Below are 15,668 nucleotides of genomic sequence, written 5' to 3' on the forward strand. Positions count from 1 at the left end.
TCACACCGATTTAAAAACCCAGTAGCGAGAGGAACAAAAGTTCCAAATCAAAACGATCGCCGTAGCGATTCCTTGTGCAATCCATTTATTCCAGTTCATAAAATCAGCCAGCAAGCCGACAATCACAGTATTCATAAGCCAGCCAATACACACCATGATGTAAAATCTGGCTGCTGCTCCCGTATGAGACTGAGTGCTGTTAAACGTGTAGTAATAGTTAACAAAGTAACTAACGATGGAGCCGGCCATGTACCCTATTCCGGATGCCGTAGCAGCAAGCAGTCCTAAAAATTCGACTCCACACCACAGTATGAAATACTGAAGCAAGGTCGCGAGCCCACCTGTCAGCAAAAATTTAATTAGAGTGTTATCCATAATTTGGCGCCATGCACCATCAAGTTTTCGATTAGTATTACTTCCCATCAGGCCGGCCTCCCACCTTTAAATTTCCAAACCAAGATACATATAGGGATATACGCAATCATTAAACCTACTATCCCACTCAGCATCTTCAATCCAACCATCAGAGACAAAGGCAGGAGCCATACAATATTTATACTGATAACACCAAGAGTCACGAGTTTATGGCTGGCGAAGTATCGCGCAGCGTGCTGATAAGCGTGATTACTGTGAGCAACGTGTACTTTTTCGCCGTTTACAAGTCGGACGATGAGCGTCCATGTTGCATCAACGATGAACGCACCAAGCAATATAAGGCCACTCCAAAATAATTCTGGAGACAACCAAGCACCGTACAAAATAATGACTGCTAATGAAACACCCAGAAAACCACTGCCTGCATCACCCATAAAGATGCGCGCCGGAGAAAAGTTCCAATATAAAAAACCCAGAACGGATGCCGCCAACAGAAGAGCCAACCAAATTTGATCTGAATAACCGCTACACCAATAAACAAGCGCCAACCCTAAACAAGTAGTAATGGCTTCAATGCTTGCCAGTCCGTCAATACCATCCATGAAGTTATAAAGATTAAGTAACCACACCAGATAAAACATTCCTAACAATGTCCCCATCACTCCTAGATCAACTGGAGCATCATAGATAGTCAGTGGTGCGAACCCGTTCATCCAATATAACGCCCAAGAGGCGGCGGAAAAATGCCCTAGCAAGCGCCAGCGAGCAGGGATATGTCCGTGATCATCAGCGAATCCTATTACCGCCACCGCAATACCCGCACCCCACAACCCATAAAGTGCGTTCAGACTTAAAACATTCAGTAGAGAAAGACACGGTAGAGCCAAGTTGAAGGCAACTACAATAGCAACGCCTCCGCCCCTCGGGGTCGGAGTCGTGTGCGAACTGCGCTCATTGGGTACATCGATCATTTTTTTGGCTAATGCATAGCGCATCATCAAAAATGTTAATACCCATGACCCCAGCAATACAGCCAGCAATAAAGAAAGCATCATTTTATCTTTTTTCCTGATAAAAGTGCACAGTACGCTGTATCGCCACCTCAATATTTACCGGTGGACTCCAACCTAACAATATTCGATTCTTATTAATATCAACTTGTAATGAGTCACAAACACGATGCACTACCGCGCGTTTGCAGAGCAGCATGCCGACTGTCTTGAGCAATACACTAGGGACTGGCACCAGCCGAGACTTTTTCTTCATCGCGGACGCCAAAAGCCGCATTAATTTTGTTGTTGAAACATCGCAATCGTCGCTGACAAGGAAAGTATTGTTAGCTGCACCTGGGTGATCAATGCACGTCACAATAAAATCAGTAAGATTATAGATCGAAACAAAACTCTTTCTATTTTTTATCATTCCTAACGGCAAAGGAATATTTTTCCCAACGAATTTCAACATCGTCAGGAAATTAGCTTTTACGCCGGGACCGTAGACTAGCGGAGGCCTGATAATTACAATCTCCATGCCCGTTTCCTGTCCTATTTGTCTTAACCTCTGCTCCGCCTCATATTTGGAAATGGCATACGCATCTTCGGGGTAAGGTAAATCATCCGCCTGGAAAGCTTTGCCCGCCAATGTGCTTTCACCGTTGACTTTTATAGAACTGATAAAAATGAAACGTTTCACTCCTGCAGCTGCAGCAGTGAGTGCAAGACGAACGGTTCCCTCTACATTTACCTTGCGAAATGCTTCCATGACGTCGGTCACGTTTTCACGCATCACATGCACGCGGGCCGCCGCATGCACCACTACATCTATATGAGTAAAATCAGGCAGATCTGCAGGAGCTGTCAATTCCAGCGGCAATACTGAGCAGAGGCCACTTAATCTTGTCACACCCCGGACCGCTGCGACGGGTATATGCTTCTGGTCCACCATCAATCGAAAAACTAATGCCTCGCCGACCAGCCCTCTTGCTCCAGTCACCAATACTCTCGATGCAGTCATTTCAACTTACTCACTGAAAATGCACCGACCCAACAGATTATAAAAAATAAAATTTTATCGCGTTTCCTGCGACGACATTGCCACGCTTTAAAAGATAGACGTATTAACTGCGGACATCCCAAGCGCAAACAATCATGAGTTATTGGTGAGGCAGCACGCCCAAAAAGTTGTGATAAAATTTTGATTTGACCGAACCACCAACCGTCATTAATCATACTGTAGCGTGCCAGTAAGGGTTTCCACCCCTTATTTGCACCTACCTGATTACGTGCGTGTTGCCGGTAGTCCATAGACGGCCTTGGATCAATGTACCAGGTAAAGCCATTGCTACGAGCAAAGGCATAACAATACCAGTCATGCAGGCTGACATCTTGTATCTTGATCCAGTTCTGGCAAACCGCATGTTTCATGGAGGTGGCAAGTTCATTCGTCATGACGTATGTACAACCAGGGCCAGCCGCTTCGAACAAGTAGTCCCACGCAACCTGGGGTTGTGCTTTATCCAGTAGATGAGTTCTACCATCTGACCAGAACGCTGTTACATTACTGGAGTAAGCATCTACTTTTTTCTCGCAAATGGCTTCAATTGCCCGCGACAGTTTATCGATGTGCCATAAATCATCTTGATCAGCAAACGCAAGGAAGTCGTAAGTATCGAAATCCACATCACGAATTAACCGGAAAAAATTCCGTGAAGCACTTCCAAATTTTCCATGCTCTGGAAGAACGACTATCTCAGGATGCATTTTCGCGTAGTGTGCACACCATGACTCCGTTCCATCAGAGGACGGATCAACACTTATGTAAACGGTAACATCCACGAGCGACTGATGGAGGATAGAGGTCAGCTGCGCCTCTATCCATTCCATTCCATTGTAGGCAGCTAACAAGACTGCGACTTTTCGGGATCTAACCGACATTTTAATCCTGCAAATTGCCTACTTAGGAGCGAAAATAAACATCAATATCAGTGCGCGTTGGAATCCAACAGTCGTTTCAGATATTGTCCATAACCCGTTTTTTTCATTGATTCCGCCTGAGCTGCCAATTGTTCTGTATTAATCCATCCATTGTTATAAGCAATTTCTTCTAGGCAAGCGATTTTCAGCCCTTGTCTTTGCTCAATGGTATGCACAAAGTGGCTTGCTTCAAGTAGTGAATCGTGGGTGCCAGTATCCAGCCATGCAAAACCACGGCCGAGCATTTCAACATGGAGTGTTTTCTGGTCGAGGTAAGCACGATTCACGTCAGTAATCTCAAGCTCACCTCGCGATGAAGGCTTGATACTCTTGGCGATCTCGACAACGCTGTTGTCATAGAAGTATAGGCCGGTCACAGCGTAGTTAGACTTTGGAATGAGCGGTTTCTCTTCGATGCTCAAGGCTCGACCGGCCGAGTCAAACTCAACAACACCAAAACGTTCTGGATCAGAAACGCGATAGCCGAAAACCGTGGCACCTTGCTCTTGCGCGCTAGCCGAGCGCAAATTATCTGAAAAATGCTGACCATAGAAAATGTTGTCTCCAAGAATGAGGCAACAAGGGTCATTTCCTATGAACTCCTCTCCAAGAATGAAAGCTTGCGCAAGTCCGTCTGGGCTAGGTTGTACAGCGTACGATAGCTTTATACCGTACTGATCACCATCACCGAGAAGCTTGCGAAAACTAGGCAAGTCTTCAGGAGTTGAAATGATCAAAACTTCGCGCATCCCTGCAAGCATCAACACCGAAAGTGGATAGAAGATCATAGGTTTGTCGTAAATAGGCAACATCTGCTTAGACACACCTAGAGTCAGCGGATGAAGGCGAGTGCCCGATCCACCAGCGAGAATGATGCCTTTACGATTTGTCGTGGTCATTTGTTCAGAACTTCCCTAAGCATTCGGGTTACACCACTCTGCCAATCCGGCAAGTGTAGAGAAAAATTATTACGCAGCTTCTGAGTGTCCAACCGTGAGTTCAGCGGGCGTCGTGCTGGCGTCGGGTAGGCGGAGGTATCGATTGGGTTTATAACCGTAACAGCCAGTTCCTCACCGTTCGCCTTGGCGAAATCAATGACATGCGTAGCATACCCGTGCCAAGACACTTCGCCTGCCGCCGCCAAGTGGTACACGCCAGCCAACTCGGGCTGGTGCTGAACCTGCCGAATAGCCAATGCGGTCACATCCGCAATCAGATCCGCCCCGGTCGGAGCACCAATCTGATCGGCGATTACGCTGAGGGTCTCGCGATCTTTGGCTAGGCGCAACATCGTCTTGGCAAAATTATTGCCCCGTGAACCATAGACCCAACTCGTTCGGAAAATCAGGTACTTACATTTCGAAGCAATGATCGCCCGCTCGCCCGCCAGCTTGCTCGCACCGTAGTGATTCACAGGAGAAACTGCAGCTGTTTCCAACCATGGTGCCAGCCCTTTACCATCAAAAACGTAGTCAGTGGAGTAGTGGATCAGCCACGCCCCCAGTGCCGAAGCCTCTTCGGCCATCACTTGACTGGCCTGGCCGTTGACACGGTCAGCCAGCTCGGTTTCGGCCTCAGCTTTATCGACCGCTGTATAAGCCGCTGCATTGACTATGAAGTCAGGCTTGACCCGGCGAATAGTCGCACGCAATGCTTCCAGATCCGACAAATCTCCACTCAAGCCATTGGCCGAATGGCGATCCAGTGCGACCAGGTCGCCTAGCGGTGCAAGCGAGCGTTGCAGCTCCCAGCCCACTTGACCGCTTTTTCCCAGAAGAAGGATTTTCATGCCTTATTCGAACGATCGGCGTAATTCTGGTCGATCCACTGCTGATAGCTGCCGCTCTTTATGTGCTCAACCCACTCAGTGTTGGTCAGATACCACTCAACTGTCTTGCGAATACCGGTTTCGAAAGTTTCTTCCGGCGTCCAGCCAAGTTCACGCTCAATCTTGCTCGCGTCGATCGCGTAACGCAGGTCGTGACCCGGGCGATCCTGAACGTAAGTAATCAAGCTTGCATGCGGGCGGTTAGCGGAATCAGGACGCAGCTCATCCAGCAGTGCACAAAGCGTGTGCACCACTTCGATGTTTTGCTTTTCGTTATGACCGCCGATGTTGTAAGTCTCACCCAGGACACCCTCGGTAACGACTTTGTACAAAGCACGTGCGTGATCTTCGACATACAACCAATCGCGAATCTGATCGCCCTTCCCGTAAACCGGCAACGGCTTGCCTTCCAGTGCATTGAGAATGATCAGTGGAATCAATTTCTCAGGGAAGTGGCAAGGGCCATAGTTATTCGAGCAGTTGGTGACCAATGTCGGCAGACCGTAAGTGCGCGCCCAAGCACGAACCAAGTGGTCGGAACTCGCCTTACTCGCCGAGTACGGCGAGCTTGGTTGATATGGAGTGGTTTCAGTGAAGAGATCTTCCGGGCCTTCGAGATCACCATAAACTTCGTCAGTGGAAATATGGTGGAAGCGGAAGTTGGCCTTGCGTGCATCATCCATGGCCGCCCAGTAGTGGCGCGAAGCCTCCAGCAGGGTGTAAGTGCCTATAATATTGGTCTGGATGAACTCGGACGGACCACTAATAGAACGGTCAACGTGAGATTCGGCAGCCAAATGCATGATCGCATCCGGTTGGTGCTCACGCAGCACGCGATCGATTTGTTCACGGTCGCAGATATCAACGCGTTCAAATGCATAACGCGAGCTCTGACTCACGTCAGCCAAGGACTCAAGATTACCGGCATAAGTCAATTTGTCGACGTTAACGACCGAGTCGAGAGTATTGGAGATGATGTGACGGATGACTGCCGAGCCGATAAAACCGGCGCCGCCGGTAACTAGAATTTTCACGCGAAACCATACCCTTGAGTTGCTGACAGTGTCACCAACGAGCACCGTCCAATCCATGAATGCAAAAAAACCACCGAACATCAGGCCTCTGGCAGAGCCTATCTGAAACGATGTGGGAATTTGCCACTACCGAACAAGGGCTGCATTTTACAGCTTAATGAACGATTTACTAATGGATATAGACAAACAGCGATGCAAAACACTGAGCGCCTCTCACGGAATGCTTCTTACACGAGACGTTTGCGCGCTGACCTGGACGAGCGCCCCAAAAACCAACCGAGTACCGGGCCAATTAACATTCCCGCAAGAAGCGCTACAACCACAACGAGCGATACTGGAAGTTGAGGCCCAGACCACCCAAAAAACAACAGCGCTACCGATTGTTGGTTTTCAAGAATGAATGCCAGGATAATCAGCGCCAGCATCAGAATAAACACACCAAGCAACATGCGCTTGAGATTACGCATTAGCGCCTCCTCGGACTTCTTTCGCGAAGATCAAACCCCCTCCTCCTCTTCTTCATTCACCCGATCACGCAATTCCTTGCCTGGCTTGAAATGCGGAACGAATTTTCCGTCCAGACTCACAGACTGACCGGTTTTAGGATTACGCCCAACGCGCGGCGCGCGGTAGTGCAAGGAGAAGCTGCCAAAACCGCGGATCTCGATTCGATCACCGGTGGCCAGACATTGAGACATTTGTTCAAGCATGGTCTTGATGGCCAGCTCTACATCCTTGGATGAGAGCAGCCCTTGATGGGTGACAATTCGTTCGATCAACTCCGACTTCGTCATATTTTTCCCTTCTTTTTCAAGCAGCTAGATCAGCGCTTGAAAGGTTTTAGCACGCCCGGAAGATTTTGAACAGCCCAGGGATTGACATATCTTCCTGCGCATTGAAACGCCCGTTTTCAGGGCAGAAGCTCTATAAACATCCACCCTATCGACACATCACCAACATCGTGCGCGTCAGGTAGCCCGCAGGATTGAAGCCAAAAGGATACTGATCATCATCCTTGGCATCATCCGATCTGGTAATAACCTTGTAGCCTGCGCCTTTGCATTCTTTTGTGGCGCGCTTTTGACACTTCTCCCAACTCGAGCCCAACCCCGAGCAATCAACCTCGATGCCGCTGACGCCGCGCACCACATGCGTCTTGGCGCTCGTAGCGCAGCCCGCCAACATCAGCACACCGACCAACACGATAAACTTGTTCATTCACTTCCTTATGCCAGGCAATCTGCCCGACTACTGCGATCTTCAGCCTAAGCCTAGTCGCGAATAGACGATTGATCCGAATAAAGAAACAGACAATTGAGTAACAAGATTGGTTTCACGCGAGAGGTGCCTCTCCACCAAATCGCAGGCACAAAAAAGGGCGACCGAAGTCGCCCTTTTTAATGATCAAGCAGAACTTAGTTCTGTTTGGCCATTGCCTGGCGCAGCAGTGCCGCCATGGTGGTGTCGCCAGTAGGAGCTTCTTCAGCCTTCAGGCTTTGGATAGCTTCTTTCTCTTCAGCATCGTCTTTCGACTTGATGGAGAGCTGGATTACGCGGCTCTTGCGATCAACGCTGATGATCTTGGCTTCTACTTCCTGGCCTTCTTTCAGAACGTTGCGCGCGTCTTCAACGCGGTCACGGCTGATTTCGGAGGCTTTCAGAGTCGCTTCGATATCGTCGGCCAGAACGATGATGGCGCCTTTGGCGTCAACTTCTTTCACAGTGCCTTTAACGATGGCGCCTTTGTCGTTCTCTTGAACGTACTCGGAGAACGGATCGCTTTCCAGTTGCTTGATACCCAGGGAGATGCGCTCGCGCTCTGGGTCAACCGACAGGATAACGGTGTCCAGCTCGTCGCCCTTCTTGAAACGACGAACAGCTTCTTCGCCAACTTCGTTCCAGGAGATGTCGGACAGGTGAACCAGACCGTCGATGCCGCCGTCCAGACCAATGAAGATACCGAAATCGGTGATCGACTTGATGGTGCCGGAGATTTTATCGCCCTTGTTGAACTGGCCAGAGAAATCTTCCCATGGGTTAGATTTGCACTGCTTGATGCCCAGGGAGATACGACGACGCTCTTCGTCGATGTCCAGAACCATAACTTCCACTTCGTCGCCGACTTGTACGACTTTCGAAGGGTGGATGTTCTTGTTGGTCCAGTCCATTTCCGAAACGTGTACCAGACCTTCAACGCCTTCTTCCAGCTCAGCGAAGCAGCCGTAGTCGGTCAGGTTGGTTACACGAGCGGTAACGCGAGTGCTTTCTGGGTAACGGGCTTTGATAGCAACCCATGGATCTTCGCCCAGCTGCTTCAAGCCCAGGGAAACACGGTTGCGTTCGCGATCGTATTTCAGAACCTTAACGTCGATTTCGTCACCAACGTTGACGATCTCGGAAGGATGCTTGATGCGCTTCCAGGCCATGTCGGTGATGTGCAGCAGGCCGTCCACGCCACCCAGATCGACGAATGCGCCGTAATCGGTGAGGTTTTTGACGATACCTTTGACTTGCTGGCCTTCCTGCAAGGATTCCAGCAGAGCTTCACGCTCGGCGGAGTTCTCGGCTTCCAGGACGCTGCGACGGGAAACGACAACGTTGTTGCGCTTCTGGTCCAGCTTGATGACCTTGAATTCCAGCTCTTTGCCTTCCAGGTGCGTGGTGTCGCGCACTGGACGGACGTCAACCAGGGAACCTGGCAGGAACGCACGGATGCCGTTAACGTCGACAGTGAAGCCGCCTTTAACCTTACCGTTGATAACGCCCTTGACCACTTCCTCAGCTGCGAAGGCTGCTTCCAGAACGATCCAGCACTCAGCGCGCTTGGCTTTTTCACGGGACAGCTTGGTTTCACCGAAACCGTCTTCAACCGAGTCCAGAGCAACGTGAACTTCGTCACCGACATTGATAGTCAGATCGCCAGCGTCGTTGTAGAACTGCTCAAGCGGGATGAGTGCTTCAGACTTCAGGCCAGCGTGAACGGTTACCCAGCGAGCTTGGTAATCGATATCAACGATAACACCGGTGATGATGGAGCCTGCCTGAAGGTTCAGGGTTTTTAGGCTTTCTTCAAAGAGTTCCGCAAAGCTTTCGCTCATTTTAATTCCTGTAAATGAGGGCGAAGGATACGCCCATCTCCACACCCCAGACGGTGTGGGTTAGTTTCATATAGAAGAAGCGCCGCAGGACTATGACTGGTCCCCTGTGGCCTTCTTGGTCACCCGGCGATATCGCGAATGGCGATCTCGCTCATGATGCGTTCAAGCACCTGATCGATGGACAACTCCGTGGAATCCAGCTGTATGGCGTCAGCCGCCGGCTTAAGCGGGGCTACCGCTCGCTGGGTGTCACGCTCGTCGCGCGCACGGATCTCATCTAGCAGACTCGACAGACTAACACCCTCGACTTTGCCCTTCAACTGCAAATATCGACGGCGCGCTCTCTCCTCGGCACTGGCGGTCAGGAAAATCTTCAGCGGCGCGCCTGGAAAAACCACGGTGCCCATGTCGCGACCATCCGCGACAAGGCCCGGCGCTTCCTGGAACGCCCGCTGGCGCTGCAGCAGCGCCTCGCGTACGGCCGGCAATGCCGCCACTTGAGAAGCACCGGAACCGACGCTTTCAGTGCGGATGACATCGCTGACTTCATCACCTTCCAGAATGATGCGTTGCAACTGACCGTCGGTCGCCGCAATAAACTGAACATCCAGATGAGCGGCGAGTTTCTTCAGCAGCTCTTCATTGGTCAGATCAACACCATGGTTGTGCGCAGCAAATGCCAGCAAACGGTACAGCGCACCGGAATCCAGCAGGTTCCAGCCCAGACGCTTGGCCAGAATCCCGGCTACGGTGCCTTTGCCCGAGCCGCTTGGCCCATCAATGGTGATGACCGGTGCAATGTTGTTCACGACTGAGCCTCTTGTGCCACACGAATACCGACCTGCCCGCACAGCGCGAGGAAGTTCGGGAACGATGTCGCGACGTTGGCGCAATCATGGATGCGGATCGGTGCAGTGGCGCGCAGCGAGGCCACGCTGAAAGCCATGGCAATACGGTGATCGCCGTGACCATGCACTTCGCCGCCGCCGATCTGGCCGCCGTCGATGATGATGCCGTCCGGGGTCGGTTCGCACTTGACGCCCAGCGCCAGCAAACCGTCCGCCATGACCTGAATGCGATCCGATTCCTTGACCCGCAACTCTTCAGCGCCGGTCAGTACGGTGCGCCCTTCGGCACAGGCGGCTGCCACGAACAGCACCGGGAATTCGTCGATCGCCAGTGGAACCAGCGCTTCCGGAATCTCGATGCCTTTGAGTTTAGCTGCCCGCACGCGCAGGTCAGCCACAGGCTCACCGCCGACTTCACGCTGGTTCTCCAGAGTGATGTCCGCGCCCATCAGACGCAGGATGTCGATAACGCCAGTACGGGTCGGGTTGATGCCGACGTGCTCAAGCACCAGCTCCGAACCTTCAGCAATCGAGGCCGCTACAAGGAAGAACGCCGACGACGAGATGTCGCCCGGGACTTCAATGTGGGTCGCCGTCAGTTTGCCGCCGGATTCAACCGAAGCCGTAGCGCCTTCAACGCTGACCGGATAGCCGAAACCACGCAGCATGCGCTCGGTGTGGTCGCGAGTCGGAGCGGGCTCGGTCACAGTGGTTTTGCCTTCAGCGTACAGACCGGCGAGCAGCAGGCAGGATTTCACCTGAGCACTGGCCATCGGCATGGTGTAGGTCAGGCCTTTGAGCTTGTGACCGCCACGAATAGTCATCGGTGGACGACCTTCAGCCGCGGTTTCAATCACGGCGCCCATTTCACGCAGTGGATTGGCCACGCGATTCATCGGACGCTTGGACAGCGAGGCATCGCCAGTCAAAGTACTGTCGAAGTTCTGCGCAGCCAACAGGCCGGAGAGCAGACGCATCGAAGTACCGGAGTTGCCCAGATAGATCGGGCCCGGCGCCGGTTTCAGACCGTGCAGGCCGACACCGTGGATGGTCACGCGGCCGTGGTGCGGGCCTTCGATGACCACGCCCATGTCGCGGAACGCCTGCAAGGTCGCCAGGGCGTCTTCGCCCTCAAGGAAGCCTTCAACTTCGGTGACGCCTTCGGCCAGCGAACCGAGCATGATCGAACGGTGGGAAATGGATTTGTCGCCCGGTACGCGAATCCGACCGGACAGGCGGCCACCAGGTTGAGCCAGGAAGATCAGATCGTTGGAATTCATAGCGTCCACATAGGCCCTGCGGGCCAGGATTTTACTGAAATGCTCGCGGGCAACCCGGGCGCGCGTAAAGACGCCCAACAATTGGTGCCCATCCCCTGCATCGACCGCGTCGCGCAAGGCGTCGAGGTCGCTGCGAAATGTATCGAGTGTGCGCAGAACAGCCTCGCGGTTAGCGAGGAAGATGTCGTGCCACATCACCGGGTCGCTTCCGGCGATTCTTGTGAAATCGCGAAAACCACCGGCAGCGTAACGGAAGATCTCAAGGTTTTCATTGCGCTTGGCCAACGAATCGACCAGACCGAAAGCCAGCAAGTGTGGCAGATGACTGGTCGCGGCCAGCACTTCATCGTGACGCTCGACCTGCATGTGCTCGACGTCGGCGCCCAATTCGCGCCACAGACGATCAACCACCGCCAGCGCGGCCGGATCGGTTTGCTCGAGCGGCGTGAGAATCACTTTGTGACGACGGAACAGTTCGGCATTGGAAGCTTCCACCCCGCTCTGCTCGGAACCGGCGATCGGATGGCCCGGCACGAAACGCGGCGGCATCGCGCCAAACGCTTCGGTTGCCGCGCGCACCACATTGCCTTTGGCGCTGCCGACATCAGTCAGAATCGCCTGCCCGAGATCCATGCTCGCCAAACGCGCTAGCACTTTTTCCATGGCCAGAATCGGCACCGCCAGTTGAATCACGTCAGCTCCCTGGCATGCAGCCGCCAAGTCATCCTCACAACGATCGACCACACCCAACTCGACCGCGAGCTTGCGCGATTGCGGATCGAGATCGACCCCGACCACTTCACGGCATACGCCGCTTTCACGCAAGCCTTTGGCAAACGAACCACCGATCAACCCCAGACCGACCACCACAAGGCGACCGATCATAGGTGCAGCAGATTGCAGTGCAGTGACATCACCCACGAGCCAGAACCTTGCGCAGCGCTTCGAGGAAGCGGCTGTTTTCCGCTGGCAGACCGATTGTCACTCGCAGGTGATTCGGCATGCCGTAGTTGGCCACCGGACGCACGATCACACCTTCGCGCAGCAAACCCTGGAATACCGGGGCTGCAACTTGTGCGAGATCGACGCAGATGAAATTGCCCTTGGATTCGATCCAGTTCAGGCCCAGCTCACGGAAACCGGCCTGCAGCTGCTGCATGCCCGATTCGTTGAGCTGGCGGCTTTGCGCCAGATATTCTTCGTCCTTCAACGCTGCGCAGGCTGCCGCCAGAGCGAGGCTGTTGACATTGAATGGCTGACGAACACGATTGAGCACATCGGCGACAACCGGGGTCGACAGGCCGTAACCAACGCGCAATGCCGCCAAACCGTAAGCCTTGGAGAAAGTGCGCGACACCAGCAGGTTCGGGTAAGCGGCGAGGAAATCCAGACCGTCCGGCAAATCACTGCCTTCGGCGTATTCGATGTAAGCCTCGTCCAGCACCACCAGCACATGCTCCGGAACATCCTGCAGGAACTCGTCCAGCGCTTCAGCGCCGAACCAGGTGCCGGTCGGGTTGTTCGGGTTGGCGATGAACACCACGCGGGTGTTGGCGTCGATGGCCGCGAGCATTGCAGGCAGGTCATGCCCCCAATCCTTCGCCGGCACCACTTTGGCCTGAGCGCCGACCGCTTGAGTGGCGATCGGGTACACCGCAAACGCGTGCTCACTGAACACCGCGTTGAGGCCCGGTGCCAGATAGGCGCGCGCGACCAGCTCAAGAATGTCGTTGGAACCGTTGCCCAAGGTGACCTGGTTCAGCTCGACACGGCATTGCTCGGCCAGCAGGGATTTCAGCGCGAAACCGTTGCCATCCGGATAACGGGTCAGCTCGGCCAGCTCTTCGCGGATCGCCGCCAAGGCTTTTGGACTGGCGCCCAGCGGATTTTCATTGCTCGCCAGTTTGACGATTTTTGCCGGATCCAGATCCAGCTCGCGCGCCAGTTCGTCCACAGGCTTGCCCGGAACGTACGGCGAAAGTTGTTGCACGCCCGGCTGTGCCAGAGCGAGGAAGTTGCCACTCATTTGCTACCACCCCTTAGAGAACTGCTTTCGGGTAGGAACCCAGCACTTTGAGTGCTACTGCTTCCTGACTGATCTTTTCCAGCACACCTTTGATCAACGGATCACGGTGGTGGCCGACGAAGTCGATGAAGAACACGTAGGTCCATTTACCGCTGCGCGATGGACGGGTTTCGATGCGGGTCAGGTCGATCCCGTTGTCGTGGAACGGCACCAGCAGCTCGTGGAGCGCGCCGGGCTTGTTGCTCATCGACACGATGATCGACGTCTTGTCGTCGCCGGTCGGCGGCACTTCCTGGTTACCAATCATCAGGAAGCGCGTCGAGTTGTCCGGACGGTCTTCGATCTTCTCGGCCAGACGCGTCAGGCCATACAGACCGGCCGCCATGTCACCGGCAATCGCCGCCGAATTCCACTCGCCTTTGACCCGCTTGGCCGCCTCGGCGTTGCTCGACACCGCGACGCGCTCGACATTCGGATAGTGCGCGTCCAGCCACTTGCGGCACTGGGCCAGCGACTGCGCGTGGGAATAGATGCGGCTGATGCTGTCGGTCTTGGTGTTTTCACCGACCAACAGGTGATGGTGAATACGCAGCTCGACTTCGCCACAGATGACCATGTCGTGTTCGAGAAAGCTGTCCAATGTGTGGTTGACCGCGCCTTCGGTGGAGTTTTCCACCGGCACCACGCCAAAATTCACCGCACCGGCGGCGACTTCACGGAACACTTCGTCGATCGCCGCCATTGGCTTGCTGATCACCGCGTGACCGAAGTGTTTCATGGCTGCCGCTTGGGTGAAGGTGCCCTCAGGGCCGAGGTAAGCCACTTTCAGCGGCTGCTCGAGCGCCAGGCACGACGACATGATTTCACGGAACAACCGCGCCATCTCTTCGTTGCCCAGCGGCCCCTGATTGCGCTCCATCACACGCTTGAGCACCTGAGCTTCACGCTCAGGACGATAGAACACCGGCACTTCGCCTTCGGCCAGCGAGGCCATCTTTACTCGCGCGACTTCCTGGGCGCAACGCGCACGCTCACTGATCAGCTCCATGACTTTGGTGTCCAGAGCGTCAATGCGAACGCGCAATGCCTTGAGTTCTTGCTCGGACATCAGCCGTGTTCCTTCTCGAATTCAGCCATGTACGCCACCAGCGCGTTGACCGCAGTGATGTCGACAGCGTTATAGATGGAGGCGCGCATGCCGCCCACGGAGCGGTGACCCTTCAGGTTAAGCAGACCGCGCGCTTCGGCACCGACCAGGAACGGCTTGTCCAGACGATCATCGGCCAGACGGAATGGCACGTTCATCCACGAGCGATCCGATTTGTTGATCGGGTTGCTGTAGAGGCCGCTGGCGTCGATGAAGTCGTACAGCGTGCGCTGTTTGACGTCGTTGAGTTTGGCGATCGCGTCAACGCCGCCCTGCTCTTTCAGCCACTGGAACACCAGACCGGACAGGTACCAGGCCAGGGTCGGCGGGGTGTTGTACATCGAGCCGTTATCTGCGGCGACTTTGTAGTCGAGCATGGTCGGGCACAGCGCACGCGCCTTGCCGAGCAGGTCTTCGCGGATGATGTTGACGACGATGCCACTCGGGCCGATGTTCTTCTGGGCGCCGGCGTAGATCATGCCGAAACGCGAGATATCGACAGGACGCGACAGAATGTCGGAAGACATGTCAGCCACCAGCGGCACGTCACCGACTTCCGGGATCCACTGGAATTCCAGACCGCCGATGGTTTCGTTCGGTGCGTAGTGAACGTAAGCGGCGTCTTTCGACAGGTTCCACTCGTTCTGGCCCGGGATGGCGAAATAGTCGTAAGGCTTGGCGGTGGCGGCGACGTTGACGTGGCCGTAGCGCGAGGCTTCTTCGATGGCTTTCTGCGACCAGATACCGGTGTCGATATAGTCGGCAGAACCGCCTTCAGGCAGCAGGTTCAGTGGAATCTGCGCGAATTGCTGGCTGGCGCCACCTTGCAGAAACAGCACTTTGTAGTTCGAAGGGATATTCAGCAGGTCACGCAGATCCTGCTCGGCCTGGGTGGCAATGGACACGAACTCATCGCTGCGATGGCTCATTTCCATGACCGACAGACCCTTGCCGTGCCAATCAAGGAGTTCACCCTGGGCGCGCTGCAGGACAGCTTCAGGAAGCGCCGCAGGACCGGCGCAGAAGTTATAGGCTCGCTTGCTCACATCCAATCTCGCTC

Annotated in this window: 16 protein-coding genes; all 16 read right to left on the reverse strand. The window is 54.1% G+C overall.

Features of this window, described 5'->3' with window-relative positions; all coding sequences use genetic code 11:
- Window positions 1-423 carry a GtrA family protein gene (locus KFS80_RS00965; RefSeq protein WP_212543742.1) on the reverse strand — a complete coding sequence of 141 codons (423 nt, stop codon included), beginning with the start codon at window positions 421-423 and terminating at the stop codon, window positions 1-3.
- Window positions 423-1,430 carry an MraY family glycosyltransferase gene (locus KFS80_RS00970; RefSeq protein ID WP_212543743.1) on the reverse strand — a complete coding sequence of 336 codons (1,008 nt, stop codon included), beginning with the start codon at window positions 1,428-1,430 and terminating at the stop codon, window positions 423-425. The genes KFS80_RS00965 and KFS80_RS00970 overlap by 1 nt, the downstream gene beginning before the upstream one ends.
- A gap of 1 nt (window position 1,431) precedes the next feature.
- Entirely contained in the window at window positions 1,432-2,388 is a 957-nt protein-coding gene (locus KFS80_RS00975) for an NAD-dependent epimerase/dehydratase family protein (RefSeq protein ID WP_212543744.1), read from the reverse strand.
- The gene (locus KFS80_RS00980) at window positions 2,385-3,308 is read right to left on the reverse strand and encodes a glycosyltransferase (RefSeq protein WP_212543745.1); all 924 of its coding nucleotides are present in this window, start codon (window positions 3,306-3,308) and stop codon (window positions 2,385-2,387) included. Before KFS80_RS00980 ends, KFS80_RS00975 begins: the two co-directional genes overlap by 4 nt.
- A 47-nt stretch (window positions 3,309-3,355) precedes the next feature.
- On the reverse strand, window positions 3,356-4,246 hold the full coding sequence (rfbA, locus tag KFS80_RS00985; protein WP_212543746.1) for a glucose-1-phosphate thymidylyltransferase RfbA: 891 nt from the start codon (window positions 4,244-4,246) through the stop codon (window positions 3,356-3,358).
- The gene (gene rfbD, locus KFS80_RS00990) at window positions 4,243-5,136 is read right to left on the reverse strand and encodes a dTDP-4-dehydrorhamnose reductase (RefSeq protein ID WP_212543747.1); all 894 of its coding nucleotides are present in this window, start codon (window positions 5,134-5,136) and stop codon (window positions 4,243-4,245) included. Before rfbD ends, rfbA begins: the two co-directional genes overlap by 4 nt.
- A complete protein-coding gene (gene rfbB / locus KFS80_RS00995) occupies window positions 5,133-6,209 on the reverse strand; it encodes a dTDP-glucose 4,6-dehydratase (RefSeq protein ID WP_212543748.1) in 1,077 nt (358 codons plus the stop codon). The genes rfbD and rfbB overlap by 4 nt, the downstream gene beginning before the upstream one ends.
- A 227-nt stretch (window positions 6,210-6,436) precedes the next feature.
- Entirely contained in the window at window positions 6,437-6,676 is a 240-nt protein-coding gene (locus KFS80_RS01000; RefSeq protein ID WP_212543749.1) for a lipopolysaccharide assembly protein LapA domain-containing protein, read from the reverse strand.
- Between the two features lie 30 nt (window positions 6,677-6,706).
- Window positions 6,707-7,003, reverse strand: coding sequence for an integration host factor subunit beta (gene ihfB, locus KFS80_RS01005; RefSeq protein WP_003189779.1), 297 nt, complete (start codon window positions 7,001-7,003; stop codon window positions 6,707-6,709).
- A 145-nt stretch (window positions 7,004-7,148) separates the two neighbouring features.
- Window positions 7,149-7,427 carry a hypothetical protein gene (locus KFS80_RS01010; protein WP_212543750.1) on the reverse strand — a complete coding sequence of 93 codons (279 nt, stop codon included), beginning with the start codon at window positions 7,425-7,427 and terminating at the stop codon, window positions 7,149-7,151.
- Window positions 7,428-7,624: 197 nt separating this feature from the next.
- Entirely contained in the window at window positions 7,625-9,307 is a 1,683-nt protein-coding gene (gene rpsA, locus KFS80_RS01015; RefSeq protein ID WP_053122458.1) for a 30S ribosomal protein S1, read from the reverse strand.
- A 119-nt stretch (window positions 9,308-9,426) separates the two neighbouring features.
- Window positions 9,427-10,116, reverse strand: coding sequence for a (d)CMP kinase (gene cmk, locus KFS80_RS01020; protein ID WP_053122460.1), 690 nt, complete (start codon window positions 10,114-10,116; stop codon window positions 9,427-9,429).
- Window positions 10,113-12,320, reverse strand: coding sequence for a bifunctional prephenate dehydrogenase/3-phosphoshikimate 1-carboxyvinyltransferase (locus tag KFS80_RS01025; protein WP_246541539.1), 2,208 nt, complete (start codon window positions 12,318-12,320; stop codon window positions 10,113-10,115). The genes cmk and KFS80_RS01025 overlap by 4 nt, the downstream gene beginning before the upstream one ends.
- A 28-nt stretch (window positions 12,321-12,348) precedes the next feature.
- A complete protein-coding gene (gene hisC / locus KFS80_RS01030) occupies window positions 12,349-13,461 on the reverse strand; it encodes a histidinol-phosphate transaminase (RefSeq protein WP_110720381.1) in 1,113 nt (370 codons plus the stop codon).
- A 13-nt stretch (window positions 13,462-13,474) separates the two neighbouring features.
- Complete coding sequence (pheA, locus tag KFS80_RS01035) at window positions 13,475-14,569, reverse strand: prephenate dehydratase (protein WP_007908404.1); 1,095 nt, start codon at window positions 14,567-14,569, stop codon at window positions 13,475-13,477.
- A complete protein-coding gene (gene serC, locus KFS80_RS01040) occupies window positions 14,569-15,654 on the reverse strand; it encodes a 3-phosphoserine/phosphohydroxythreonine transaminase (RefSeq protein ID WP_053122464.1) in 1,086 nt (361 codons plus the stop codon). Before serC ends, pheA begins: the two co-directional genes overlap by 1 nt.
- Window positions 15,655-15,668: the final 14 nt, after the last annotated feature.

The organism is Pseudomonas rustica (genome assembly GCF_018336155.1).
Classification (GTDB): Bacteria; Pseudomonadota; Gammaproteobacteria; order Pseudomonadales; family Pseudomonadaceae; genus Aquipseudomonas; species Aquipseudomonas rustica.

What these genes read in the sequence shown, in the direction of transcription:
- KFS80_RS00980 (WP_212543745.1), bottom strand. Translation starts at nt 3,308, where the DNA reads ATGTCGGTTAGATCCCGAAAAGTCGCAGTCTTGTTAGCTGCCTACAAT.
- rfbA (WP_212543746.1), bottom strand. Translation starts at nt 4,246, where the DNA reads ATGACCACGACAAATCGTAAAGGCATCATTCTCGCTGGTGGATCGGGC.
- KFS80_RS01010 (WP_212543750.1), bottom strand. Translation starts at nt 7,427, where the DNA reads ATGAACAAGTTTATCGTGTTGGTCGGTGTGCTGATGTTGGCGGGCTGC.
- KFS80_RS00970 (WP_212543743.1), bottom strand. Translation starts at nt 1,430, where the DNA reads ATGATGCTTTCTTTATTGCTGGCTGTATTGCTGGGGTCATGGGTATTA.
- KFS80_RS01025 (WP_246541539.1), bottom strand. Translation starts at nt 12,320, where the DNA reads ATGATCGGTCGCCTTGTGGTGGTCGGTCTGGGGTTGATCGGTGGTTCG.
- rpsA (WP_053122458.1), bottom strand. Translation starts at nt 9,307, where the DNA reads ATGAGCGAAAGCTTTGCGGAACTCTTTGAAGAAAGCCTAAAAACCCTG.
- KFS80_RS00975 (WP_212543744.1), bottom strand. Translation starts at nt 2,388, where the DNA reads ATGACTGCATCGAGAGTATTGGTGACTGGAGCAAGAGGGCTGGTCGGC.
- KFS80_RS00965 (WP_212543742.1), bottom strand. Translation starts at nt 423, where the DNA reads ATGGGAAGTAATACTAATCGAAAACTTGATGGTGCATGGCGCCAAATT.
- hisC (WP_110720381.1), bottom strand. Translation starts at nt 13,461, where the DNA reads ATGAGTGGCAACTTCCTCGCTCTGGCACAGCCGGGCGTGCAACAACTT.
- ihfB (WP_003189779.1), bottom strand. Translation starts at nt 7,003, where the DNA reads ATGACGAAGTCGGAGTTGATCGAACGAATTGTCACCCATCAAGGGCTG.
- KFS80_RS01000 (WP_212543749.1), bottom strand. Translation starts at nt 6,676, where the DNA reads ATGCGTAATCTCAAGCGCATGTTGCTTGGTGTGTTTATTCTGATGCTG.
- pheA (WP_007908404.1), bottom strand. Translation starts at nt 14,569, where the DNA reads ATGTCCGAGCAAGAACTCAAGGCATTGCGCGTTCGCATTGACGCTCTG.
- rfbD (WP_212543747.1), bottom strand. Translation starts at nt 5,136, where the DNA reads ATGAAAATCCTTCTTCTGGGAAAAAGCGGTCAAGTGGGCTGGGAGCTG.